The 22,949-nt window shown below is 73.8% G+C and carries 20 protein-coding genes; 9 read left to right on the top strand and 11 right to left on the bottom strand.

What is annotated here, in order from left to right; all coding sequences use genetic code 11:
• Nucleotides 1-618: a 5-oxoprolinase subunit B family protein gene (locus IE185_RS06635; RefSeq protein WP_138894986.1), complete on the top strand. Its 618-nt coding sequence runs from the start codon at nt 1-3 to the stop codon at nt 616-618.
• Nucleotides 615-1,484, top strand: coding sequence for a 5-oxoprolinase subunit C family protein (locus IE185_RS06630; RefSeq protein WP_138894978.1), 870 nt, complete (start codon nt 615-617; stop codon nt 1,482-1,484). The genes IE185_RS06635 and IE185_RS06630 overlap by 4 nt, the downstream gene beginning before the upstream one ends.
• 62 nt (nt 1,485-1,546) lie before the next feature.
• On the opposite strand, the gene IE185_RS06625 is transcribed toward IE185_RS06630, so the two are convergent.
• The 6 genes from IE185_RS06625 to IE185_RS06600 all read right to left on the bottom strand — a co-directional run bounded on the left by IE185_RS06625 (nt 1,547) and on the right by IE185_RS06600 (nt 10,853).
• The gene (locus tag IE185_RS06625; protein ID WP_138894977.1) at nt 1,547-5,155 is read right to left on the bottom strand and encodes a hydantoinase B/oxoprolinase family protein; all 3,609 of its coding nucleotides are present in this window, start codon (nt 5,153-5,155) and stop codon (nt 1,547-1,549) included.
• Nucleotides 5,152-6,267, bottom strand: coding sequence for an SGNH/GDSL hydrolase family protein (locus IE185_RS06620; RefSeq protein WP_189714784.1), 1,116 nt, complete (start codon nt 6,265-6,267; stop codon nt 5,152-5,154). The genes IE185_RS06625 and IE185_RS06620 overlap by 4 nt, the downstream gene beginning before the upstream one ends.
• Complete coding sequence (locus tag IE185_RS06615; protein WP_189714782.1) at nt 6,264-7,433, bottom strand: glycosyltransferase; 1,170 nt, start codon at nt 7,431-7,433, stop codon at nt 6,264-6,266. Before IE185_RS06615 ends, IE185_RS06620 begins: the two co-directional genes overlap by 4 nt.
• Entirely contained in the window at nt 7,430-8,656 is a 1,227-nt protein-coding gene (locus IE185_RS06610) for a glycosyltransferase family 4 protein (RefSeq protein ID WP_189714802.1), read from the bottom strand. Before IE185_RS06610 ends, IE185_RS06615 begins: the two co-directional genes overlap by 4 nt.
• Before the next feature lie 127 nt (nt 8,657-8,783).
• Nucleotides 8,784-10,202, bottom strand: a complete 1,419-nt coding sequence (locus IE185_RS06605; protein ID WP_138896872.1) for a HEAT repeat domain-containing protein — start codon at nt 10,200-10,202, stop codon at nt 8,784-8,786.
• A gap of 258 nt (nt 10,203-10,460) precedes the next feature.
• Nucleotides 10,461-10,853 carry an ankyrin repeat domain-containing protein gene (locus IE185_RS06600; protein WP_138896873.1) on the bottom strand — a complete coding sequence of 131 codons (393 nt, stop codon included), beginning with the start codon at nt 10,851-10,853 and terminating at the stop codon, nt 10,461-10,463.
• Nucleotides 10,854-11,126: 273 nt separating this feature from the next.
• On the opposite strand from IE185_RS06600, the gene IE185_RS06595 reads away from it, so the two are divergent.
• Together IE185_RS06595 and IE185_RS06590 are read left to right on the top strand one after the other, a co-directional pair.
• Nucleotides 11,127-11,321 carry a hypothetical protein gene (locus tag IE185_RS06595; RefSeq protein ID WP_028814016.1) on the top strand — a complete coding sequence of 65 codons (195 nt, stop codon included), beginning with the start codon at nt 11,127-11,129 and terminating at the stop codon, nt 11,319-11,321.
• Nucleotides 11,322-11,358: 37 nt separating this feature from the next.
• Complete coding sequence (locus IE185_RS06590; RefSeq protein WP_138896874.1) at nt 11,359-12,948, top strand: hypothetical protein; 1,590 nt, start codon at nt 11,359-11,361, stop codon at nt 12,946-12,948.
• 24 nt (nt 12,949-12,972) lie between these two features.
• On the opposite strand, the gene IE185_RS06585 is transcribed toward IE185_RS06590, so the two are convergent.
• A complete protein-coding gene (locus IE185_RS06585; RefSeq protein ID WP_138896875.1) occupies nt 12,973-14,472 on the bottom strand; it encodes an SCO1417 family PLP biosynthesis transcription factor in 1,500 nt (499 codons plus the stop codon).
• Nucleotides 14,473-14,582: 110 nt separating this feature from the next.
• On the opposite strand from IE185_RS06585, the gene yczE reads away from it, so the two are divergent.
• From yczE to IE185_RS06565, 4 genes are all read left to right on the top strand, one after another.
• A complete protein-coding gene (yczE, locus tag IE185_RS06580) occupies nt 14,583-15,230 on the top strand; it encodes a membrane protein YczE (RefSeq protein WP_138896876.1) in 648 nt (215 codons plus the stop codon).
• Nucleotides 15,227-15,991: a glycerophosphodiester phosphodiesterase family protein gene (locus tag IE185_RS06575; RefSeq protein WP_138896877.1), complete on the top strand. Its 765-nt coding sequence runs from the start codon at nt 15,227-15,229 to the stop codon at nt 15,989-15,991. The genes yczE and IE185_RS06575 overlap by 4 nt, the downstream gene beginning before the upstream one ends.
• A 57-nt stretch (nt 15,992-16,048) precedes the next feature.
• Nucleotides 16,049-17,440 carry an MFS transporter gene (locus IE185_RS06570; RefSeq protein ID WP_189714780.1) on the top strand — a complete coding sequence of 464 codons (1,392 nt, stop codon included), beginning with the start codon at nt 16,049-16,051 and terminating at the stop codon, nt 17,438-17,440.
• A 266-nt stretch (nt 17,441-17,706) separates the two neighbouring features.
• Nucleotides 17,707-18,081: an RNA polymerase-binding protein RbpA gene (locus IE185_RS06565; RefSeq protein ID WP_014044757.1), complete on the top strand. Its 375-nt coding sequence runs from the start codon at nt 17,707-17,709 to the stop codon at nt 18,079-18,081.
• Between the two features lie 201 nt (nt 18,082-18,282).
• Here IE185_RS06565 and fxsA read toward each other — a convergent pair whose 3' ends face one another.
• From fxsA to IE185_RS06545, 4 genes are all read right to left on the bottom strand, one after another.
• Nucleotides 18,283-18,855, bottom strand: a complete 573-nt coding sequence (gene fxsA, locus IE185_RS06560) for an FxsA family membrane protein (protein WP_138895983.1) — start codon at nt 18,853-18,855, stop codon at nt 18,283-18,285.
• Between the two features lie 47 nt (nt 18,856-18,902).
• Nucleotides 18,903-19,670 carry a polyprenol monophosphomannose synthase gene (locus tag IE185_RS06555; RefSeq protein ID WP_138895982.1) on the bottom strand — a complete coding sequence of 256 codons (768 nt, stop codon included), beginning with the start codon at nt 19,668-19,670 and terminating at the stop codon, nt 18,903-18,905.
• A gap of 500 nt (nt 19,671-20,170) precedes the next feature.
• The gene (locus IE185_RS06550) at nt 20,171-21,817 is read right to left on the bottom strand and encodes an amidohydrolase (protein ID WP_138895980.1); all 1,647 of its coding nucleotides are present in this window, start codon (nt 21,815-21,817) and stop codon (nt 20,171-20,173) included.
• Between the two features lie 70 nt (nt 21,818-21,887).
• A complete protein-coding gene (locus tag IE185_RS06545) occupies nt 21,888-22,328 on the bottom strand; it encodes an Lrp/AsnC family transcriptional regulator (RefSeq protein WP_138895979.1) in 441 nt (146 codons plus the stop codon).
• Nucleotides 22,329-22,532: 204 nt separating this feature from the next.
• Here IE185_RS06545 and IE185_RS06540 point away from each other — a divergent pair, with 204 nt between their 5' ends.
• Complete coding sequence (locus tag IE185_RS06540; RefSeq protein ID WP_138895978.1) at nt 22,533-22,937, top strand: hypothetical protein; 405 nt, start codon at nt 22,533-22,535, stop codon at nt 22,935-22,937.
• The last annotated feature ends 12 nt before the right edge of the window (nt 22,938-22,949 follow it).

Below are 22,949 nucleotides of genomic sequence, written 5' to 3'. Positions count from 1 at the left end.
ATGAGGGTGCTGCCGGCCGGTGACCGCGCCCTGCTGGTCGAACTCGGCAGCGGCGAGGAGGCCGAGGCGTTCCACGCCGAGTTGCTGAGGCGCCGCGCACAGGGCACGCTCCCCGCCGTGCGGGAGATCGTTCCGGCGGCGCGCACCGTGCTGCTCGACGGCCTCGACGATCCCGCGCGCTTCGCGAAGGGGCTCGCGGACTGGGAGATCCCGCCCCTCGTGCCCGGCGCCGGGAGCACCGTCGAGCTCCCGGTGCGCTACGACGGGCCCGATCTGGCGGCGGTGGCCGAGCTGTGGGGCGTACCGGCCGGGGAAGTGGGGCGGATCCACGCGAAGACGCTCTTCCGGGTGGCCTTCTGCGGGTTCGCGCCCGGATTCGGCTATCTGACCGGCCTCGCCGAGCGGTACGCCGTACCGCGCAGGAGCACGCCGCGCACAGCGGTGCCCGCGGGAGCGGTCGCACTGGCCGACGCGTACACCGGGGTGTATCCGCGTTCGTCACCCGGCGGCTGGCAGTTGATCGGGTCGACGGACGCCGTGCTGTGGGACCACGCGCGCGTGCCCGCCGCGTTGCTGACCCCGGGCACCCGGGTGCGCTTCGTACCGGAGGAAGGGTGACGGACCGGGCTTTCGCCGTGGTGCGGGCGGGTGCGCTCACGTCCGTGCAGGACCGGGGGCGGCCCGGGCACGCCCACCTCGGAGTGCCGCGCTCGGGGGCGCTGGACGAGCCCGCGCGCGATCTCGCGAACCGGCTGGTCGGCAACCCGTCCGGAGCAGCCGTTCTGGAGACGACGCTGAACGGCTGCGCCGTACGGCCGCGTTGCGCGGTCACCGTCGCGGTGACCGGTGCGCCGTGCCGGGTCACCGTGGACGGCCGTCCCGCGGCCTGGGGCGCGCCGGTGCGTGTGGCGGCGGGAGCGGTGCTCGACGTGGGAAGCGCCGCGGACGGCGTGCGGAGCTACCTCGCGTTCGCCGGAGGCATCGCGTGCGAACCCGTACTGGGCAGCCGCTCGACCGATCTCCTGTCGGGCCTCGGGCCCGCTCCCCTGACCCACGGTACGGTGCTGCCGCTGGGCCCGGTGGCGGGTCCGCCGGTGTACGCCGATGCCGTGCCGTGGCAGGGTCCGCCGCGCGAACTGGTGCTGCGGGCCGGTCCCGGGCCGCGTACGGACTGGTTCACCGCACGGGCGCTGCGCACGCTCGCCACGGCGGTCTACCGGGTCTCCCCCACCGGCAACCGCATCGGGCTGCGCACCGAAGGTCCCCCTCTGGAGCGCGCCGTGGACGGCGAGCTGCCCAGCGAGGGCATGGTCCTCGGGGCGGTGCAAGTGCCCCCGGACGGGCGGCCCGTGGTGTTCCTGGCCGACCACCCCACCACGGGCGGGTACCCGGTGATCGCTGTCGTGCGGGAGCGGGACCTCGCGGCGGCGGCGCAGGCCGCCCCCGGCACGCCCATCCGCTTCGTCCTGACGGGAAGGCACTGAAAGGCGGCGGTGAAGGAGACCGGTGACGGCCCGAGAAGGCCCTCAGCGGCCCTCTCAGGCGCTCACGAGCCGCCCGGGGCGCCGTACCCGCCCCCGCCCGGCGTGCGGATCTCCAGGACGTCCCCGGGGCCGACGTCGGCCGTGTCACAGCCCTCCAGCCGTGTGACGGTGCCGTCGGCCCGCTCGACGCGATTGCCGCCGGTCTCTCCCGGTGCGCCGCCCGACATGCCGTACGGAGGGACGCGGCGGTGGCCGGAGAGCAGGGCCACGGTCATCGGCTCCAGGAACCGGATCCTGCGGATCACGCCGCAGCCGCCCCGCCACCGGCCGTCTCCCCCGCTGCCCTCCCGCACGGCGAAGCTCTCCAGGCGCACCGGAAAGCGCCACTCCAGCACCTCGGGATCGGTGAGGCGCGAGTTCGTCATGTGGGTCTGCACGGCGTCGGCTCCGTGGAAGCCGTCGCCCGCCCCCGAGCCGCTCGCCACGGTCTCGTAGTACTGCACGCGGTCGTTGCCGAAGGTGACGTTGTTCATCGTCCCGGAGCCCTCGGCCTGCACGCCCAGGGCGGCGTACAGGGCGCCGGTGACGGCCTGGGAGGTCTCGACGTTGCCCGCCACGGTCGCCGCCGGAGGGGCGGGCGCGAGCATCGATCCTTCCGGGATCCGCACCTCCAGGGGTTTGAGGCATCCGCTGTTGAGAGGGATGTCGTCGTCGATCAGGGTCCGGAAGACGTACAGGACGGCCGCCATGACCACCGACTTGGGGGCGTTGAGGTTGCCCGGCTGCTGGGGCGCCGTACCGGTGAAGTCGAGGACCGCGCTCCTCGCCTCGCGGTCCACCCGCAGGGCGACACGGATGACCGCTCCGCTGTCGGTCTCGTAGGCGTACTCGCCGTCCCGCAGGCCCGCCACGATGCGGCGCACCGACTCCTCGGCGTTGTCCTGGACGTGCCGCATGTACGCCTGGACCACCGGGAGGCCGAACTCTTCCACCATGCGGCGCAGTTCGGCGACGCCCTTCTCGTTGGCGGCGATCTGCGCGCGCAGGTCGGCGAGGTTGGCGTCCGGGTCGCGCGAGGGGTACGCGGCGGTGGTCAGCAGCTCCCGCGTCGGGGCCTCGCGCAGCACGCCGTCCCTCACGAGGAGCCAGTTGTCGAACAGGACGCCCTCTTCGTCAACGGTACGGCTGAAGGCGGGCATCGAGCCGGGCGTGATGCCGCCGATCTCGGCATGGTGTCCGCGCGAGGCCACCAGGAAGCGCAACGGCCCCCCTTCGGCGTCGAAGACGGGTGTCACCACCGTGACGTCGGGCAGGTGCGTGCCGCCGTGATGGGGGTCGTTGACGGCGTACACGTCGCCGGGGCGCATGACGCCCTCGTTGCGCCGCAGCACCTCCTTGATCGACTCTCCCATGGAACCGAGGTGCACGGGAATGTGCGGAGCGTTCGCGACGAGGTTCCCGTGCGCGTCGAAAAGGGCGCAGGAGAAGTCCAGGCGTTCCTTGATGTTGACGGAGTGGGCGGTGTTCTCGAGGCGTACGCCCATCTGCTCGGCTACCGCCATGAAGAGGTTGTTGAACACCTCCAGCATGACGGGGTCCACGTCCGTTCCGACCGCCGTCGTGGCGGGGAGCGGGCGCACGCGGGTGAGCAGCAGATGTCCGTGCTCTCCGGCGGACGCGCGCCAGCCGGGATCGACCACGGTGGTGGCGTCGTCCTCGGCGACGACGGCGGGTCCTTCCACGGTGTCGGAGGGCAGCAGGTCGGCGCGCCGGTACAGCGGGGTGTCCCGCGGCCGTCCCTCGGTGAACATCCGTACCGAGGCACGGGCCCGCGCCGTTCCCGTGCGGGGCCGATCCCGCGTGACGTTCCCGGGAACGTCGGCTCCCGCCGTCCCGACCGCCTCGACCGACACGGCTTCGACGACCAGCGGCTTGTCCATGGTGAACGCGTACCGCGCGCGGTGTTCCGCCTCGAAGGCCGCCGTCATGTCCGTCACGCCGCCCAGGGGCACCGGCAGGCTCGCGTCCGTACCGGCGTAACGGAGCAGCACGCGCGCGTGCGTGCTGATCGCCGCGTCCTCGACGCCGTCGGCGCGCAGTTCCCCGCGGGTACGGCGGGCCACCCGGTCGCACAGTTCGCGTACGCGCCCCAGTGCGGCCTCGTCGAGTTCCGCTTCGACCGACTGCTCGCGCATGGCGGTGGCGTCGGCCAGTCCGATGCCGTACGCGCAGAGCACTCCGGCCAGCGGCGGCACGATCACCGTGCCGATGCCCAGCGCGTCGGCCACCGCACAGGCGTGCTGTCCGCCGGCGCCGCCGAAGCTGGTGAGGGCGTACCGCGTGACGTCGTGCCCGCGCTGTACGGAGATCTTCTTGACGGCGTTCGCCATGTTGAGCACCGCGATGTCGAGGAAGCCCGAGGCGACCTCCTCGGGGCCGCGCCGTACGCCGGTCGCCTCCGCGATCTCGTCGGCGAGGGCCGCGAACCGGCGGCGCACCGTCTCCGTGTCGAGGGGCTGGTCGCCGCGCGGCCCGAAGACGGCGGGGAAGTGGTCCGGCTGGACGCGCCCCAGCATCACGTTGGCATCGGTGACGGTGAGGGGGCCGCCGCGCCGGTAGCACGCGGGCCCGGGAACAGCGCCGGCCGAGTCGGGGCCGACGCGGTAGCGGCTGCCGTCGAAGTGCAGCACGGAGCCGCCGCCCGCCGCGACGGTGTGGATGTTCATCATCGGAGCGCGCATGCGTACGCCCGCCACCCGCGTGCCGAAGTCCCTTTCGAACGCGCCGGCGTAGTGCGACACGTCGGTGGACGTGCCGCCCATGTCGAAACCGATGACCCGCCCGAACCCGGCCTGTTCCGAGGTGCGGGCCATTGCGACGACGCCGCCCGCCGGGCCCGAGAGCACGGCGTCCTTGCCGCGGAAGTGCGCCGCCTCCCGCAGGCCTCCGTTGGACTGCATGAACATCAGGCGCACGCCCCGCAGTTCCTCGGCGACCTCGTCGACGTACCGGCGCAGGATCGGCGAGAGGTAGGCGTCCACCACGGTCGTGTCGCCGCGCGGCACCAGCTTGATCAGGGGGCTGACCTCGTGCGAGCAGCTCACCTGGGTGAACCCCAGTTCGCGCGCCGCGGCGGCGACGGCCCGCTCGTGCGCCGGGTGGCGGTAGCCGTGCATCAGCACGACGGCCGCGCTGCGCAGACCGTCGCTGCGCGCGGCGCGCAGTCGGGCGGTTACGGCCGCCAGGTCCAGCGGCCGTACGGTCGTTCCGTGCGCGTCGATCCGCTCGGGGACCTCCACGACGCGTTCGTACACCGCCTCGGGCAGGACGATGTGGCGGTCGAAGAGCCGGGGGCGGTTCTGGTACGCGATGCGCAGGGCGTCCCGGAAGCCCTCGGTGACGACCAGTACGGTCGGCTCGCCGCGCCGTTCGAGGAGCGCGTTGGTGGCCACCGTCGTGCCCATCCTGACGGCGTCGATCCGGTCGGCCGGGACCGGCTCGCCGGGAGCGAGCCCCAGCAGCAGGCGGATCCCGGCGACGGCCGCGTCCCGGTAGCGCTCCGGGTGGTGCGAGAGCAGCTTGCGGGTCACGAGCCGTCCGTCGGGCCGCCGGCCGACCACGTCGGTGAAGGCGCCGCCACGGTCGACCCAGAATTCCCAGCGCCCGCTCATTCCCCCATTCTGGCGCGGGGCGGCGCCGGCAGGGCGGCCAGCGCCGCCGACAGGGCCTGGGAGGCGCGCAGGTCGAGCCGCCCGCCGGCGCCGCGCGCCCCGTGGCGTACTTCTGTCGCCGCCAGGGCCAGGAGCTGCGGCAGCAGGTCGGTGGAGCGGCGAGCCAGCCAGCCGGTGCCGGCGGTCAGGAGCCACCTCAGGGCGGCCGCGCGGGTGGGCGGGGGCTGCTCGGGTTCCTGTCCCGGCGGGTCCCCGGCCGCGAGTCCCTCGGCGGCGAGCAGCGCGTGGAAGCGGGCCGCTATCAGCCGGTGGCCGCGTTCGCCCGGGTGCAGGCGGTCCGCGCTCCACAGGCTCCGGTCGGCCACCCACGTGCCCTGGGCCATGTGCAGGTGCAGGGCGCCGTAACGGGCGGACAGCGCGTGTGTCACCGCGTTGACGGCACGCTGTCTGCGGGCCAGCGGACGTGCGAGCGGAGCGGGCAGGCCGAGCATGGTCCCGGGATCGGGCAGACACGCCGTCAGCAGTACGGCGCCGCTCCCGGCCAGGGCGGCGCAGACCCGGTCGAGTCCGGCCGCGAACGCGTGGATGTCGAAGCCGCGGCGGAGGGTGTCGTTGACGCCGACGACGACCGACGCGATGTCCGGGGCGCAGGCCAGGGCCCGGGGCGCCTGGTGCTCGACGACATCGCGGCTGAGCGCCCCGCTCACGGCGAGGTTCCGGAACTCCGCCGCCTCGCCGCGCGCAGCGAGGCCGGCGGCGAGCAGCGCCGCCCAGCCGCGCCACCCCTCGCCCACCGGGTCCCCGACGCCCTCGGTGAGCGAGTCCCCCAGCGCCACGAACCGCACCGCACCGCCGTGGCCCGGCCACCAGCCTGCCCGGGCAGCCTGCCGGCCGCGCGGCTCGGGCGCCCGGTCGTGGAGAACCGCACGGACCGGGTGGTCGCGCGGGAACGCCGGCGCACGAGCCGTGCGCAGCAGGGCGGGACCGTCCGAGGCCCGCGTACGCGCCCCCTGGTGCCCCGGCGCCTCCCTTCCGGCACGTACGACGGTGCCGGCCGCCCCGCCACCGCGCAGTGCGCCGGCCAGGGCCTCGGTACGAGCGTCCAGGGTCATCCCTTCACCTCGGGGGACCGCACCGGCGTCCGGGCGTCGTGGGCGGCCAGGAACGCGTCCACCGCCGCGGGCCACCCGAAGAGTTCCGCCCGTGCCCTGGCCGCCGCACGGCGCGCCTCCTCGGGGCGGGCGAGCAGTTGCCGTACGGCGCCGGCGAAGGCGGCGCCGGAATCGGCGGCCGCGAGCCCCGCGTCCCCGATGACCTCCGGCAGCGCGCTGGAGGCGCTGGCGACGACCGGGGTGCCGCACGCCAGTGCCTCCAGCGCCGACAGCCCGAACGTCTCGGCGGGCCCGGGCGCCAGGCACACGTCCGCGGCGGCCTGAAGGTCCGCCAGTTCGCCGCGCTCCCCCACGTGCCCCAGGAACACGGCCGGCAGCCGCTGCGCACGCGCCCTGCGCGTCAGCCGTTCCCGAAGGGGCCCGTCCCCGGCGACCACCAGTGCGGCGCGTACGCCGTTCCCGCGAAGCGCCGCGAGCGCGTCGAGGGCCGTTCCCGGGTGCTTCTCCACCGACAGACGCGAGCACAGCAGCAGCAGGACGTCGTTCCCGTGTGCGTGCCGGGCGCGCAGTCCCGTACCGCGCAGCTCCGGACGGCACGCGCGCAGATCGACGCCCAGGGGGGCACGCACCACGTTGCGCGCGCCGATGCGCACGAACTCGCGCTCCGCCCACTCCGTGGTGCACACGATCCGGGAGTACGCCCACGCGCTGCGCGCGTTCAACCGGTCCGCCGTGCGCCCCGCGACCCCCTCCGGCAGCCCCCAGGTGCGCAGCACCCCGTCCGCCGTCTCGTGCGACACCATCACCGAGGGAACCCTGTTGCGCCGCGCCCACTCCCCCGTCCAGCGCAGCGACGTACGGTCCGACACCTCCAGCCGGTCCGGCGCGAGCGTCTCCAGGAGGGCGCGCAGCCGGCGGCGGCCCGCGAGGACCCGGTAGCCGCCGGTACCCGGCAGCTCCACGCCCGGCAGCGTGATCACGCGCCCCTGTGCGGTGATCTCGTCACTCTCGCGCTCCCCCGGTACGACGAGCACCGGCTCGTGCCCGGCGGCCGCGTAGCCGCGCCCCAGCTCCCGCAGGGCGGTGCGCAGCCCGCCGGACGACGCGGTGACGAAGTTGGCCAGCCGGACGATCCGCAGCGCCCCGCCGTTCCCGCCCCCGCTCATGCCGCCACCGCCGTACGCTCGCGCAGTACGTCCGTGTAGTGGCCGATCAACTCGTCGCCGACGGCCGCCCAGGTCCTGGTCTCGACGGCCGCCCGCCCGGCCCGGCCGTAGGCGGCGCGCAGCCCGGCGTCGCCGGCGAGCGCCGAGACGGCCGCGCGTACGGCTGCCGGGTCGCGCGGTTCGACGAGCAGCCCGGTGTTCCCGTGACGGACCAGGTCGAGCGGGCCGCCCGCCGCCGGAGCGATCACGGGAACGCCGCTCGCCATGGCCTCCTGAACGGTCTGGCAGAAGGTCTCGTACGGTCCGGTGTGCGCGAAGGCGTCCAGGGAGGCGAAGATCCGGGCGAGTTCGTCACCCGTCCTGCGCCCGAGGAATACGGCGCCCGGCAGCGCGGCCCGCAGCGAGGGCTCGCTCGGTCCGTCCCCGACGACCACCACCCGTACGCCCGGCAGCCCGCACACCCCCGCGAGCAGCTCCACCTGCTTCTCGGGGGCGAGCCGCCCGACGTACCCGACGAGCAGTTCCCCGCCCGGCGCGAGAGCGCGCCGCAGCGCGTCGTCGCGCAGGGAGGGCCGGAAGCGCTCGGTGTCGACCCCACGCGCCCACAGCCGCACCCGGGGCACTCCGTGCTCCTCCAGGTCGCGCAGCGCCGCCGTGGAGGGCGCGAGGGTACGGTCGGCCGCGCTGTGCACGGCCCGCAGGCGCCGCCACGCCGTCCCTTCCCCGGCGCCCACGTACGTACGGGCGTACCCGGCGAGGTCCGTCTGGTAGACGGCGACGGCCGGGATGCCCAGGCGTGCGGCGGCCGCCATGCCGCGCGCGCCGAGTACGAAGGGCCCGGCCAGGTGGACGATGTCGGCCCGGTGGGCGGTGAGGGCGGCGGCCACCCGTCGGCTGGGCAGCGCGACCCGCACCTGCGGATAGCCGGGCAGCGGCAGCGAGGGCACACGCACCACGGGGTACGGCAGCCCGCTGTCGGACGCGCACCCGGCCCCGGACCAGGAGCCCGACCAGGTGCCGGCCCAGGACCCGGCGGGCGCCGCCGGCCCGGACCCTGACGCCGACGCGGACCCGGAAGCGCTGGGGGCCGCCCCGGCGGCGGCGGGGGCTATGACGAGCGGTTCGTGACCGCGTGCGGCGAGGTGCCGGGCGGTCTGCAGGGCGCAGTGGGCAACGCCGTTGACATCGGGGGGAAAGGACTCGGTGACGATGACGACACGCAAAGGCATACCCGTGTTGTCGTCGTGCCACGAGAGTCCCGGCCGACTTGGATCTGTCCGGGCGAGGAACGTCCTATGAGCGTTTGGCCCCCGCGCCCGTCACCTCCGCCTCCCGCCGCTCCGCGCCCGCTCAGACGGCGGGCGCGTCGGGCCCGATCCGGCTCCGCACGGCGGTCTGGACCTCGGCCTCCTCGGCCGGATCGGCGGCGAGGCGCCGCAGGCGCTCCGCCACGCGCGCGTCGCCGGTCTCGGCGTGCAGCGCCGCCAGTTCCCGGGTGGTCTCCTCGCAGTCCCACAGGCACTCGACGGCGAATCCGGTGGCGAACGAGGGATCGGTGGCGGCCAGAGCGCGCGCCGCGCGACCGCGCAGGTGCGAGGAGGCCGTCTCCCGGTAGACGTGGCGCAGTACGGGCGCCGCGGCGCGGACGCCGAGCCGCCCCGCGCCGTCCACGAGGGTCCACAGGTGCGGTGCGTCGGGCCCGTCCGCCCGTACGGTCTCCCGCAGCGCGCCGAGGACGAGCGGGGCGTCCTCGGCCCCGCCCCGGCAGGCGAGCACCCCGGCGGCGGACGCCCCGAGGGCGTCCGGGCGGTGCACCCAGCCGCGTGCCCGGTCCACGGCGTCGTCGCCGCACATCCGCTCGAAGGCGGCCACGGCCGCGTCCGCGACGGTACGGGAGGGGCCGCGCACCGCCGACTCGACGAGGTCGAGCAGCGCGGGGTCGCGCGATTCGGCGAGGTAGTGCAGCGCGGTGCAGCGCGCGCCGTCCGGGCCGCCGCGGGCGGCCTCGACGATCGCGGTGCGGTCCCCGGGTCCGGCGACCGCGCCCAGGCACCTGGCGGCCGGCACGTGCAGCGGCGTACCGCGGTCCAGACCCTGCTGGGCCCAGTCGAACACGGCTTGGACGCTCCACTCGGGGCGGGGCCCCGCCGGGCTCATCTGCCGCTGCCAGCGGTGGAAGGAGCCCTGTTCGCGGGCCGCGCGCACACGGGCCCCGACGGTCTCGCGCGGGTCCTCGGACCACAGCCGCCACGGCCGCGGCTCGAAGGCGTCCCGTACGGCGGCGGCCAGTGCGGCGTCGCCCTCCGGGGTGCCGGGGAACCGGCCGAGGACGGACGCGGCGAGGCCGCGCAGTCCGGCGTCGTCGTCGCGCAGGGCGAGCTCGTCGAGGGCCCAGGTCCAGTTGGCGCCGGTCCTGGCGTACCGCCGCAGCAGCACGAGGGCGTCGTCCCTGCCGTACGAGGCGAGGTGGCCCAGTACGGCGAGCGCGAGACCGGTCCTGCCCTCGTCGTCGTCGACGAGGTCCTCCGCGTCGAAGAGGTGCCGCTCGATCGCGTCGAGCCCGCCGTCGAGATCCAGATAGAGGCGCGCGTAGTACAGGGAGCGGTTCTCGACCTGCCAGTCCTGGCGGGGATCGTCGAGAACGCAGTGGTTCAGGGCCGCGAGCGCTTCGGGGCGGGGCGCGGCGAGCGCGTGCAGCGTGCCGTCGCCGCGGCCCCTCTGCAGGAGGCCGAGCAGGGTGCCGCTCGGCGCTATGACTGGATCGAACATGGAAAAAGCCTCACATCAAGCTGTCGACGCAACCGGGATACGTGCCTGTCTAGGCCGCGCGACAACATGTCCGGCCGGCGTCCGCCGTCATCTCTCGCTCGTTGTAGACCATTTCCTCTGCCTCTCGTCGGTGGGCCCGGAGTGGGCCCGCTCACATTCCCCGTGATCCGGCAACTTCTGCCCGCATCACGTGCATGTGAATCCGACGTCATGATGACCCAGTCATTTCACCGACGCGACCACATTTACGGCGCCCGCTCACTGGGCCCCGAAGAGCTCCAGCAGGTCCTTCTTGTCGAACATGCGCGCGGTGTCCACCGCGGACGGCGTTCCGGCGGCCGGGTCGGCGCCGCCCTCGACGAGTACGCGGACCACCGCCGTCTCGCCCTTGAAGACGGCGCCGGCGAGCGGCGTCTGGCCCCGGTCGTTCACCCGGTCCGGGTCGGCGCCCCGGCTCAACAGGACGTCCACGGCGGCCGCGTGGCCGTGATAGGCGGCGAGCATCACGAGGGTGTCGCCCTTGTCGTTGGTGAGGTTCGCGGGCACGCCCGCGTCGACGTACGCGGCGAGCGCGTCGGCCTCTCCCTGACGCGCCAGATCGAAGACCTTGCCGGCCAGTTCGATCACTCCGGGATCCGGGGTTTCGCTCATCGGACGGACCGCCTTCCACTGCCGTTCACTGCTGTGACCTGTATGTACGGCACCAGCGCCGTACGAGTGAATCGTCAGGGTACTGCCCGTTGACCGACATGACGCGGCGCGACGGCGGCAAAGATTCAGGGCGAACCGGACGTCCCACCGGCACCCATCCGCCACTCCAGTGAAAAAGCCGAAAAGTAACCCATTTGCACCTTTTGTCGTATAGATACATCCTGTGAGCCTGGAAGAACTCATGGTGACTGTCCCCTCAACCAGGAGAACCTCATGATCCTGTCCATCTCAGGCGTCGTGCTTCTCGGCATCATCGTCTTCCTCTTCTTCCGGAAAGACGGCCTCAAGGCCTCGCACGCCCTCGTCTGCGCCCTGTTCGGCTTCTACCTCGCGGGCACGGCGATCGCACCGAGCATCAAGGCCGGCGGCGCGAGCCTCGCCGGCCTGCTGGGCGGGATCAAATTCTGACCCGCCACCACCGCGTCAACACCCCCAGGAGACCGAAGTGGCCCGGCGACCTCGTCAACTCCCTCGCATGCTGAGCAGCGGCAGTGCCGCGATCACCCGCAGCCGCGAGATCGCGCGCACCGCAGCCGACAGCGCCACCGACGTTCTCCATCCCGTGATCACGCTGACGCGTGGTCTGCGGAAGCTGGTCGCCGCCGGCCGGCGCAAGTGGTCCGACACGCCCAAGGAGCGGCGTGGGTCTGCCCTGTTCCTGGCGGCGGCCGTCGTCCTGGTGGTCGCGCTCATCCCGTACGGGCCGCTGCTCGCCCTGATCACGGTGATGGCCGCGGCCGCCTGGAAAGGGCGCGACCGCACCCCCGCGCGGAACGGCCCCGGCGAGGCCGAGACGGACCGGCTGCGGGCCCTGTACGAGGCCCTGGTGCCGTACTTCTCGGTGGCCGAGGACCCCGCCCCGCTCTTCGCGCACGGCGGTGAGTGGGACAAGGCGTTCCCCGAGTACGACTTCGACGACGGCCGCCTCGTGCGGCTGCTGGTGCGCTACCCGGCGTACTTCACCGACGGCGAGCCCGCGTCCCGCGCGCGCGTCGAGCAACTGCTGCACGCCAAGTCGGGGCGCGGCCGCGAGTACCGCTTCGCGTGGGACGAGGAGGGCAACCAGCTCCTGATGACCGTGCTGCCCCCGCTGGCCACCTCGATCGCCGCCCAGCGCTTCGTCACCGCCCCCGGCGAGACCGTCCTGGGCTTCACCGACGCCGACGCGGTCCAGCGGACGGTGCCGGTCACCGAGGGCGACAGGACGTACGACGCCTCGCCGGTCATCTGGCGGACGGGGACGCGCTCGACAGAGCCGCACCTGCTCGCCCTGGGTCAGCCGGGCAGCGGTACGAGCAGCCTGCTGCGCTCGATCGCCCTGCAGGCCCTCCAGCACGGCGACGTGGTGATCGTCGAGGGCAGCGGCACGGGCGAGTACGCGTGCCTCACCGGACGCGGCGGCGTACTGGCCGTCGAATGCGGCCTCCCGGGAGCGCTCGCCAGCCTGGAATGGGCCGCACACGAGACCGAGCGGCGGCTGATCGCCGCGAACCGCGCCCGGCAGGCCGGGCACCCCGCTCCGGAGGACACCCGGCGTCCGCTGTGGATCCTGCTGGACCGGCCGAGCGTCTTCGGTCATCTGGCGGCCGCTGAGGGGCGCACCGATCCGCAGCAGCTGCTCCAGGTGCCCCTGCGGCACGGCAGGGCGGCGAACGTGACCGTGGTGGTGGCGGAACAGTTCGACGCCGTGGACGCGCTCAGCGAGACCGTGCGCACCCACACACGCGCGCGCGTGGTGCTCGGTCCGGCCACTGCCGGGCAGGTCGAAGCCGTCCTCGGCGAACCGCCGCACACGACGCCCCCGCGTGACGCCCCGCCCGGACGCGGCTACGCGCGCCTGGGCACGGGCCCCGTGATGCGGCTCCAGGTCCCGGCCACGCCCGACCCGTACGACGACGCGACGAGCGAGGCGCACCGGCAGGCCGTCGTCGAGCTGCTCCCCGAGCGCGTCCTCCCCCCGGAGACCGAACCCCAGGGGCAGGCCCGGATCCAGCCCCCGGCGCAGGAACCGGAACCGGTGCCCGCCGAGGGGTGATCCGGGCGGGCGCCCGAGGCCCCGTCAGGCGACGAACGTCCGCGGGGCCTCGGACCCGTTGCTCGCGCCGCTCTCCACCAGCCGGGCGGCCGCGGCCAGCCGCACCGCCGCCTCGTCCGCCACCGGACCGCCGACGGTGAACGGCAGCCGCACGTAGCCCTCGAAGGCCCCGTCGACCCCGAAGCGCGGCCCCGAGGGGACGCGTACGCCGACGCGCTCCCCCATCTCGGCGAGCCGCGACCCCGACAGCCCGCCGGTACGCACCCACAGCGTCAGCCCGCCGCCCGGAACGTCGAACTCCCAGTCCGGCAGCTCCCTGCGGACCGCCGCCACCAGGGCGTCGCGGTTGTCGCGGGCCTGCGCGCGGCGGATCTCCACCGCCTCCTCCCAGCCCCCGGTGCTCATCAGCCAGGTGACGGCGAGCTGTTCCAGTACGGGCGTGCCGAGGTCGGCGTACGCGCGCGCCGCCACCAGGCTGCGGATCACGTCGGGCGCCGCCCGCACCCAGCCGATGCGCATGCCGGCCCAGAAGGCCTTGCTCGCGGAACCCACGGTCAGGACCGTGCTGCCGGACGGGTCGAAGGCGCAGACCGGCCGCGGCATGTCGATACCGGCGTCCAGGAACAGCTCCGTCATCGTCTCGTCCACGACGAGCACCGTTCCCGCCGAACGCGCCGCGTCGACGAGCCCGCGCCGCTGGTCCTCGTCGGCCAGGGCGCCGGTCGGGTTGTGGAAGTCCGCCACCACGTACGCCAGGCGGGGCGCGGCGTCGCGCAGGACCTGCCGCCAGCGGGGCAGGTCCCAGCCCGTGAGCCCCTCGGCCATGGCGACGGGCACCAGCCGGGCACCCGCCTCGCGCATCAGCTGCAGGATGTTGGCGTACGACGGCGACTCGACGGCGATGCGTTCGCCGCGGCCCGCGAAGAGGTGGCAGATGGCGTCGATCGCGCCCATGGCGCCGGTGGTGACCATGATCTGCTCGGGCATGGTGGGGATGCCCCGCGCGGTGTACCGGTCGGCGAGCATCTGGCGCAGCGCGGGCAGCCCGGCCGGGTAGTCGCCGTGAGTGTGCGCGTACGGCGGAAGCTCCTCCAGCGCGCCCTGCACGGCCCGGGTGAGCCACGGCTCGGGCGCCGGCAGTGAGGCGCAGCCGAGGTCGATCACGGAGCCGAGGGACTCGGGCGGCAGGGGTTCGAGGCCGCGCGCGGGGAGCGGGTTCCCGGCGGGAACGGCGGTCCAGCTGCCGGCGCCCCTGCGGGACTCCAGGAAGCCCTCGGCCCGCAGCGCCTCGTACGCCGCCGCGACGGTGGTGCGGCTGACGGCCAGGGCCACCGCGAGCTCGCGCTCGGCGGGCAGCCGCGCCGCGACCGGCACCCGCCCCTCGAGGACCAGCAGCCTTATGCCGTCGGCGAGGGCGCGGTAGGCCGGTGGCTTGCGCGTGCCGGGGCCCGGCGGGCGGGTCTGCTGGGCGTTGAGCTGCCTGGCGAGCTGCGCCGCGCCGACCGCCGAAGTCCACTGCGCCATGATTTCCAGTCCACCTAAGTCAAATTGGCCATGGATGGCATCTCGTGCCAAGCCACAGAGTGTCATGCGGCGGTCCACTCACGCCACCACCTCTACCCAGGGAGCACCACGTGTCCAGGGAACTCACGCGTCGGCTGTCGCAGCTGTACGTCGGTCTCGCGCTGTACGGAGTGAGTTCGGCGGTGCTGGTCCGGGCGGGGCTCGGCCTGGAGCCCTGGGGGGTGCTGCATCAGGGCCTGTCCGAGAAGACCGGGCTGACGATCGGCGTGGTCTCCATCGCCGTCGGCGCCGCCGTCCTGCTGCTGTGGATCCCGATGCGCCATCGCCCCGGGCTCGGCACCGTCTCCAACGTCGTGGTGATCGGCGTCGCGATGGACGGCACGCTCGCCCTCGTGCCCGAGGTGCACGCCCTGGCGGGCCGGATCCCGCTGCTGCTCGCCGGCATCGTGCTCAACGGCGTGGCGACCGGCCTCTACATCGCCGCCCGGTTCGGCCCCGGCCCGCGCGACGGGCTGATGACGGGCCTGCACCGGGTCACCGGGCGCTCCCTCCGCCTCGTACGCACCGCGATCGAGGTGGCCGTCGTCGCCACCGGCTTCGCCCTGGGGGGCTCGCTCGGCGTCGGCACCGTGCTCTACGCCCTCGCCATAGGCCCGCTCGCGCAGTTCTTCCTGCGCGTCTTCGCCGTACCCGCGCCGGACGCCGGCAGCACGGTCGTCGCCGCCCGTACACCGCGAGGCGTGATAATCCCCCGGTGAACCGCGTACGCCATCCCTATCTGGACCACCCCGCGCCGCTGGCCTTCGCCCACCGGGGCGGGGCGGCCGACGGCCTGGAGAACACCTCGGCGGCGTTCCGGCGCGCCGCGGAGGCCGGGTACCGCTACTTCGAGACCGATGTGCACGCCACGGCGGACGGCCGGCTCGTGGCGTTCCACGACGCGACGCTGGACCGGGTGACGGACGGGCGGGGCAGGATCGCGGCGCTTCCCTGGAACGCCGTCAGCCGGGCGCGGGTGGCGGGGAAGGAACCGCTGCCCCTCTTCGAGGAACTGCTCGAGGAGTTTCCGGACGCGCGCTGGAACGTCGACATCAAGGCGGAGGCCGCTCTCGCGCCCCTGGTCGACCTGATCCGCGGGACGGGAGCGTGGGACCGGATCTGCGTCGGTTCGTTCAACGAGAACCGCGTCGCCCGGGCGCAGCGCCTCGCGGGCCCCCGGCTGGCCACCTCCTTCGGCACCGCCGGCGTCCTCGGACTGTGGCTGCGCGCGCGCTCGCTGCCGGCCGCCGTGCGGCGCGGCGCGGTGTGCGCCCAGGTGCCCGAGACGCAGAACGGCGTCCGGGTCGTCGACCACCGCTTCGTACGCACCGCACACGCGCTCGGCCTCCAGGTCCACGTATGGACGGTGAACGATCCGGGCCGGATGGCAGCGCTCCTCGATCTCGGCGTGGATGGCATCATGACGGATCACATCGAGTCGTTGCGCACGGTCCTGACCGAGCGGGGCGCCTGGGCCTGAGCCCGGGCATCCACCCCGTGGCGCGCAGCGGCACGGGGACGAGCGAGGGGGCGCCCGGTGAGCGCTGGCACCGTGGACCGTTCGGACGGCACGGACGAGGCGGGCGGTCCCGGCGGACCGGCCGCCCGCATACGCGAGCAACGCGGCTGGTACTTCTACGACTTCGCGTGCTCCGTGTACTCGACGAGCGTGCTCACCGTCTTCCTCGGCCCCTACCTGACGGCGGTCGCGAAGACCGCGGCGGACGCGGACGGCTTCGTCCACCCGCTGGGCGTCCCGGTACGGGCGGGCTCGGTGTTCGCGTACGCCGTCTCCGTGTCCGTCGTGGTGGCCGTCCTGGTGATGCCCCTGGTGGGCGCGGTCGCCGACCGGACGGGCCGCAAGAAGCCGCTGCTCGCGGCCGCCGCGTACGTCGGGGCGGCCGCGACGGCGGGCATGTTCTTCCTGGACGGCGACCGCTACCTGCTCGGCGCGTTCCTGCTGATCGTCGCGAACGCCGCCCAGTCCGTCGCGATGGTGCTCTACAACGCCTACCTCCCGCAGATCGCCGAACCCCACGAGCGCGACCGCGTCTCCTCGCGCGGCTGGGCCTTCGGCTACACCTCCGGGGCCTTCGTCCTCGTCCTCAACCTGATCCTGTACTCCGGCCACGAGAGCTTCGGCATCACGGAGTCCCAGGCCGTGCGGATCTGCCTGGCGTCGGCGGGCCTGTGGTGGGGCGCCTTCACGCTCGTACCGCTGCGCCGGCTGCGCGACCGGAAGGCGGCGGCGGGCGGGGCGGGCGGCGACCGTGCGCCGGGGCGGGTCGGCGCGGGATGGCGCCAGCTGGTCGCCACCGTGAAGGACATGCGCCGCCACCCGTTGACGCTGTCCTTCCTGCTGGCCTATCTGGTCTACAACGACGGCGTCCAGACGGTGATCTCCCAGGCGTCGGTCTACGGGTCCGAGGAGCTGGGTCTCGACCAGACGACCCTCATCACGGCCATCCTGCTGGTGCAGGTGCTCGCGGTCGCCGGGGCGCTCGGCATGGGCCGGCTGGCCCAGCGGTTCGGCGCCAAGCGCACGATTCTCGGGTCGCTCGCCGCCTGGACGCTGACGATCGGGGCGGGCTATTTCCTGCCGGCCGGGGAGCCCGTCTGGTTCTACGCGCTGGCCGCGGCGATCGGCCTGGTCCTCGGCGGCAGCCAGGCCCTGTCCCGCTCCCTCTTCTCCCACCTGGTGCCGCGCGGCAAGGAGGCGGAGTACTTCTCGGTGTACGAGATGAGCGACCGGGGCATGAGCTGGCTCGGGCCCCTGGTCTTCGGACTCGCCTACCAGCTGACCGGCAGCTACCGGGACGCGATCATCTCGCTCGTGGCCTTCTTCGCGCTGGGTTTCGTCCTGCTCGTACGGGTACCCGTACGACGCGCGGTGGAGGCGGCGGGAAACCCCGTGCCGGAGCGAATTTAGACCTTGAAGTGAAAGGCCGGTAGTGTACGCCTTTGGCCTGCCAGGCGGACCGTTACTGCGCGCTCGGAAATCGACCACGCTGGGTGACATCTGCTGCCATAAGTGACAAACCGGGCACTGGTGGGTACCCAACCCTTGGGAAAAGCAGCGGCACGACGGGCGACGCATGACCCGCAACGGGAATCTTTACCGCCGACCGGACGTTGACCGGATGACGACGACAGCGACACCTGTCCTGTGGGCGACAAGCCCGGGAGGCACGATTCATGAGTGAGCGAGCTCTCCGCGGCACGCGACTCGTGGTGACAAGCTACGAGACCGACCGCGGCATCGATCTGGCCCCGCGCCAGGCGGTGGAGTACGCATGCCCGAACGGACATCGATTTGAGATGCCGTTCTCGGTAGAGGCCGAGATTCCGCCGGAGTGGGAGTGCAAGGCGTGCGGCGCCACGGCACTCCTGGTGGACGGCGACGGGCCTGAGGAGAAGAAGGGCAAGCCCGCGCGTACGCACTGGGACATGCTCATGGAAAGGCGCACCCGCGAGGAACTCGAAGAGGTCCTGGCCGAAAGGCTTGCGGTACTGCGATCCGGCGCCATGAACATTGCGGTGCATCCGCGGGACAGCCGCAAGTCCGCGTAGCGCCCCGGCGTTGCGCCTGACGGCAGTCAGCACATCGGCAAGAGCCGCGGGGGTGTGACACAGCGAGTCTGTGTCACACCCCCGCGGCTCTTGTCGTTCCACGGGCGGTCTTCGCGCGACGCGCCGGGCGTCCCGGCGGCGCGGCACGGTTCACGGGAGCACGCCCGGCCCGCGCGCGGCGCGAGGGGCCGGGCCCGGTCCTCAGGGGGTCAGCGGCGGCCGCGGGCCGTCGTCACGCCGGGGCGCGGGCGACCCGTCCTGCCGGATGACCTCACCCTGCACGACCTTGCCGTCCGGCCGGTGCATGCGGGCCTGCTGGAAGGCGTCGCCCAGACCGCCCGCGCCCGCCGCGCTCATCCTGCGCTCCAGGGAACGCTCGGCGCGCCTTCCGAGGAACGTCCGAACCGGCGGTACGAGGAGCAGCAGCCCCGCCACGTCCGAGACCGGTCCGGGCAGCATCAGCAGCAGGCCGCCGAGCATCAGGAAGCCGCTGCCGCTGCCCAGCCGGCGCTGCGCGGGCGTCTCGCCCGCCTGCTGGCGCTGGAGCGTCTCGGTGAGGTTCTTGAACGCGCGCCGGCCCCCCCGCTTGATGACCACGCCGCCCAGCACGGCGCCCGCGAGGAGCAGCAGGAAGACCGTGAGGCCGCCGGCGGCGTCGGCCACCAGGGTCAGGAGCCAGATCTCCAGTCCCAGCCAGGCGGCGACGCCGAGCGGTACGAAGGTGCGGGCGCGCGAGCGCCGGGAAGCTGTCGGGGGCGGTGAGCCGGTCGTCATGCCCCCCAGTGTGCCTGGACGGGTGCCTGGGCGGCGTAAAGGGGAGGTCAGGAGGGCTTGCGCCCCAGCAGCTTGTTCGCCCGGGAGCCGACGCCCCACGCCGTCACCCGCCACAGCGCCTCGACGACGATGTCCCGGCTCATCTTGCTGTCGCCCAGTTCGCGCTCGACGAAGGTGATGGGCACCTCGACGACGTGGTAGCCCGCCTCGACCGCGCGGCGGGCGAGGTCGACCTGGAAGCAGTACCCCTGCGAGGCGACGTCTTCCAGGCCGAGGCCCTCCAGGGTCTCGGCGCGGAAGGCCCGGAAGCCGCCCGTCACGTCCCGGATCGGCACGCCGAGGAGCACCCGCGAGTACGTGCTGCCGCCGCGCGAGAGCACCTCGCGGTGCTTGGGCCAGTTGACGACGCGCCCGCCCGGCACCCAGCGCGAGCCGAGCACCAGGTCGGCGCCCTTCAGGGCGGTCAGCAGCCGGGGAAGCTCCTCGGGCTGGTGCGAACCGTCGGCGTCCATCTCGACGAGCACGCCGTAGCCGTGCTCGATGCCCCAGCGGAACCCCGCCAGGTAGGCCGCGCCCAGCCCCTCCTTGCCCTTGCGGTGCAGTACGTGGACCTGGTCGTCCGAGGCCGCGATCTCGTCGGCGGTCTTGCCGGTGCCGTCGGGGCTGTTGTCGTCGGCGACCAGGACGTGCGCGTCGGGCACCGCGGCACGCACCCGGGAGACGATCGGCTTGATGTTCTCGGCCTCGTTGTAGGTCGGAATGATCACCAAGGCTCTGCCGAGCGGGCCGTAACGCCTCTGACCGCCGTCGTTCACTGCTTCCCCTTAATGTCCGTACACCGTTGCCCCACCATAGCGAGCATGGTCGACGGGCCCGCACGGCCGGCGGCCGGGAAGCGAGAAGTCGTTTCTGCGGGTCGGGGCCCGGTGTCCTTCGGGCCGGCCCCGGGCCCGCCGGCTGCGGGTCGGCCGAGAGCCGTTGTCTACTGAACGTCCGGGCCCCACCCCGGTCCCACCTGCCGGTCGGCCGAAACCTTCCCTCGCCCCCGAGGCGCGGGCGCTGAACCTGGCTCCGAGTACTGGTGCGCCGGTGCGGCGCACCACCCCATGACCCAGCGGCGTTCGACGACTGCGTGGAGGTTTGCCGGCCGGACGTCCTGCGGTGGACTCCGCCGAACCTACCCGCCGGTGGCCGCTTTCTGTCAACAGTCGTTTGACCTGGGGTGTTTGCACAAATCACCAGGTCAGTGCGGAAGATACGCAGGTGGCACGAGACCCCGGTGGATCACCGATCGGCCGTAAGCCGCCGGCGCACATCACTCGTTCGGCCGCTCGTAAACAGTTTGTCCGAAGACCACCGTCCGCAGGCAGACGGGGAGTTGGACGCCGGGTGTGAGGTCGGGCAGGCCGGGCGTGCCCGAGCGCGGGTCGGTGGACCAGCGGGCGACCCGGTCGTCGGGCGCCTGCACCACGAGAGCGTCGGCGCGCCAGACCGCGTAGTCGGCCGGCGCCCCGGGGACCAGCGTGCCGGCGTCGTCGCGGCCGACGGCGCGCCAGCCGCCGCGGGTGTGGGCGGTGAACGCGGCGCGTACGGAGACGCGGTGCTCGGGAGTGCGGTGGAAGGCCGCGGCGCGGACCGTGCCCCACGGGTCGAGCGGGGTGACCGGGCTGTCGGAGCCGAAGGCCAGCGGCACACCGGCGCGCAGCAGGGCGGCGTACGGGTTGAGCGTCCGGGCCCGCCCGGCGCCCAGGCGCCGGGCGTACATCCCGTCCTCGCCGCCCCAGGCGGCGTCGAAGGCGGGCTGCACCGACGCGGTCAGGGCGAACTCGGCGAAGGCGGCGATGGTGGCGGGGGTGAGCATCTCGGCGTGCTCGACCCGGTGGCGGGCGGCGCGGACCCGGGCGAGGCCGAGCTTGTCGGCCGCGGCGCGCACCCCGTCGACCACCGAGGTGAGCGCGGCGTCGCCGATGGCGTGGAAGCCCGCCTGCAGCCCGGCCTCGGTGCAGGCGGTGACATGGGCGGCCACGGCGGCGGTGTCGAGGAAGGCGGTGCCCGTGTGGGACGCGTCGGCGTACGGGGTGTGGAGGCAGGCGGTGTGCGAGCCGAGTGACCCGTCGACGAAGAGGTCGCCCGCCGCGCCGGAAGCGCCGAGTTCGCGGATGCGTTCGGCGCTCTTGGCGCCCTCGACCTGCTCGGCCCAGTAACCGAACACACGGGGGCCGGGCTCACCGGCCGCCAGCTTCAGCAGGGCGGTGAAGTCCTCCTCGGAGGAGATCTCGGGTCCGGCGCACTCGTGGACCGTGCCGATGCCGAGGGAGGCCGCGTGGGCGAGCGCCGCGCGCTGTGCCTCGGCGCGCTGCCGCGGGGTGACGGCGCTGTGCGCCGCGGCGCGCACCGCGTGATGGGCGTCGGCGGTGAGGGGGGCGTCCGGGTGGTACCCCGCGAGGGCGGTGATGCCGGGGACCAGGTCGAGCAGGGCGGTGGTGACGACGGCCGAGTGGACGTCGACGCGGGGCAGGTACAGCGGACGGCCGCCGGCCGCCTCGTCGAGTTCGGCGCGGGACGGGGGCCGCTGTTCGGGCCAGCGCGTGGCGTCCCAGCCGTGTCCGAGGAGGATCCGGCCCGCCGGGGCGGCGGCCGCGTGGGTCCGCACGCGCTCCAGCGCGTCGGCGAGGCCGCGCGTCCCGGACAGATCGAGGCCGGTGAGCGCGAGGCCGGTGGAGGTGGTGTGCACGTGTGCGTCCGTGAACGCGGGGGTGACGAGTGCCCCTTCGAGGTCGACCACCTCGTCCACGCCCGGGGCGAACGCGTCGGCCGCCCCTTCGGAGCCCACCCAGGCGACGTGCCCCCGTTCGACGACCATCGCGGTGGCGAAGGGGTCGGCGGGGCTGTGGACCTCTCCGCCCCGCAGCAGAACGGTGCGGTGGTCGGCCCGGGGGGTGGAGGCGTTGTGCTCGGTCATGGTGAACAGTCTCGCCCCTCGCGCCGGACGGGCCGTGCGCGGGGGCGTGGACAGCGGTCGGCCCCGGCGGTCAGACCTGGGGCGGACGGGCTTCGTACGGGGTGGACAGGACGACGGTGGTACGGGTGGACACGCCGGCCAGGGACCTGATCCGGGTCAGCAGGTGCTCCAGTTCGAGCGGGGTCGCGACCCGTACCTTGAGGATGTAGTTCTCGTCGCCCGCCACGCTGTGGCACGCCTCGATCTCGGGAACGCCCGCGAGCCGTTCCGAGATGTCGTCGGGGGCGCTGGGGTCGAACGGTTTCACCGAGATGAAAGCGGTGAGCGGCAGCCCGACGGCCTCGGGATCGACCACAGCGGCGTAGCCGCGGATGACACCCCGCTGTTCCAGCCTGCGCACCCGCTGGTGCACGGCTGACGTGGACAGGCCCGTGGCCCTGCCCAGGTCGGTGTAGCTCATCCGCCCGTCCTTGACGAGCAAATCCACGATCTGACGATCCAGCTCCTCCATAGCGGGTCAACCTATTGCCCCGGAGGCCCTCAGGCACAGCCGGAGTCTCACGGGAGGGGCACCTGCGGCGGGCATGTGACGAACGCCACAGGGTGCAGGCCGTGTCCATCGGGCCCACGCGATTACCGCGCGTGCGCGGGGGGAAGTGCTTGCTGTGGTCGAGGTCGCAGCACCTTGTCGGCCCACCCGAGGGGGAGTGTCTCCATGCAGAACCTGAAGCGCACCGGACGTACCGAACCGGAGCCTGTTGAACGCGTCGACGACGACGAGATCGACGATCTCGACGGGTACGACACCTTTGAGATGTTCCGGGTGATCTGCCCGGACTGCGTCCAGCCGATCGCGTTGCTGGCGGACGAGAACGTCCTGCCCCAGCACGCGAAGTGCCCCACCCCGTGGAACCCGTTCGGGCTCACGGCGTGCGAGGGCACCGGCCGCCCCGCGGCGGACGCCGAGCCCGCCGACGAGACGCTGGAGGTCCACGAGCAGGAGACGGCGCTGCTCCTGACGCTCCCTCAGGGGCTCGACTGGCGGACGCAGCCGTTCTCGCACGTCGGCGGCCCCGGCTCGCGCCCGCTCAAGGCGTCGCAGCTGCGCCGCGCCGCCTAGGGGGCAACGCCC

It is taken from the genome of Streptomyces chryseus (assembly GCF_014650755.1).
Lineage (GTDB): Bacteria > Actinomycetota > Actinomycetes > Streptomycetales > Streptomycetaceae > Streptomyces > Streptomyces chryseus.
The sequence above is the reverse complement of the archived record's forward strand: the minus strand, read 5'-3'. Positions and strand labels throughout refer to the sequence as shown.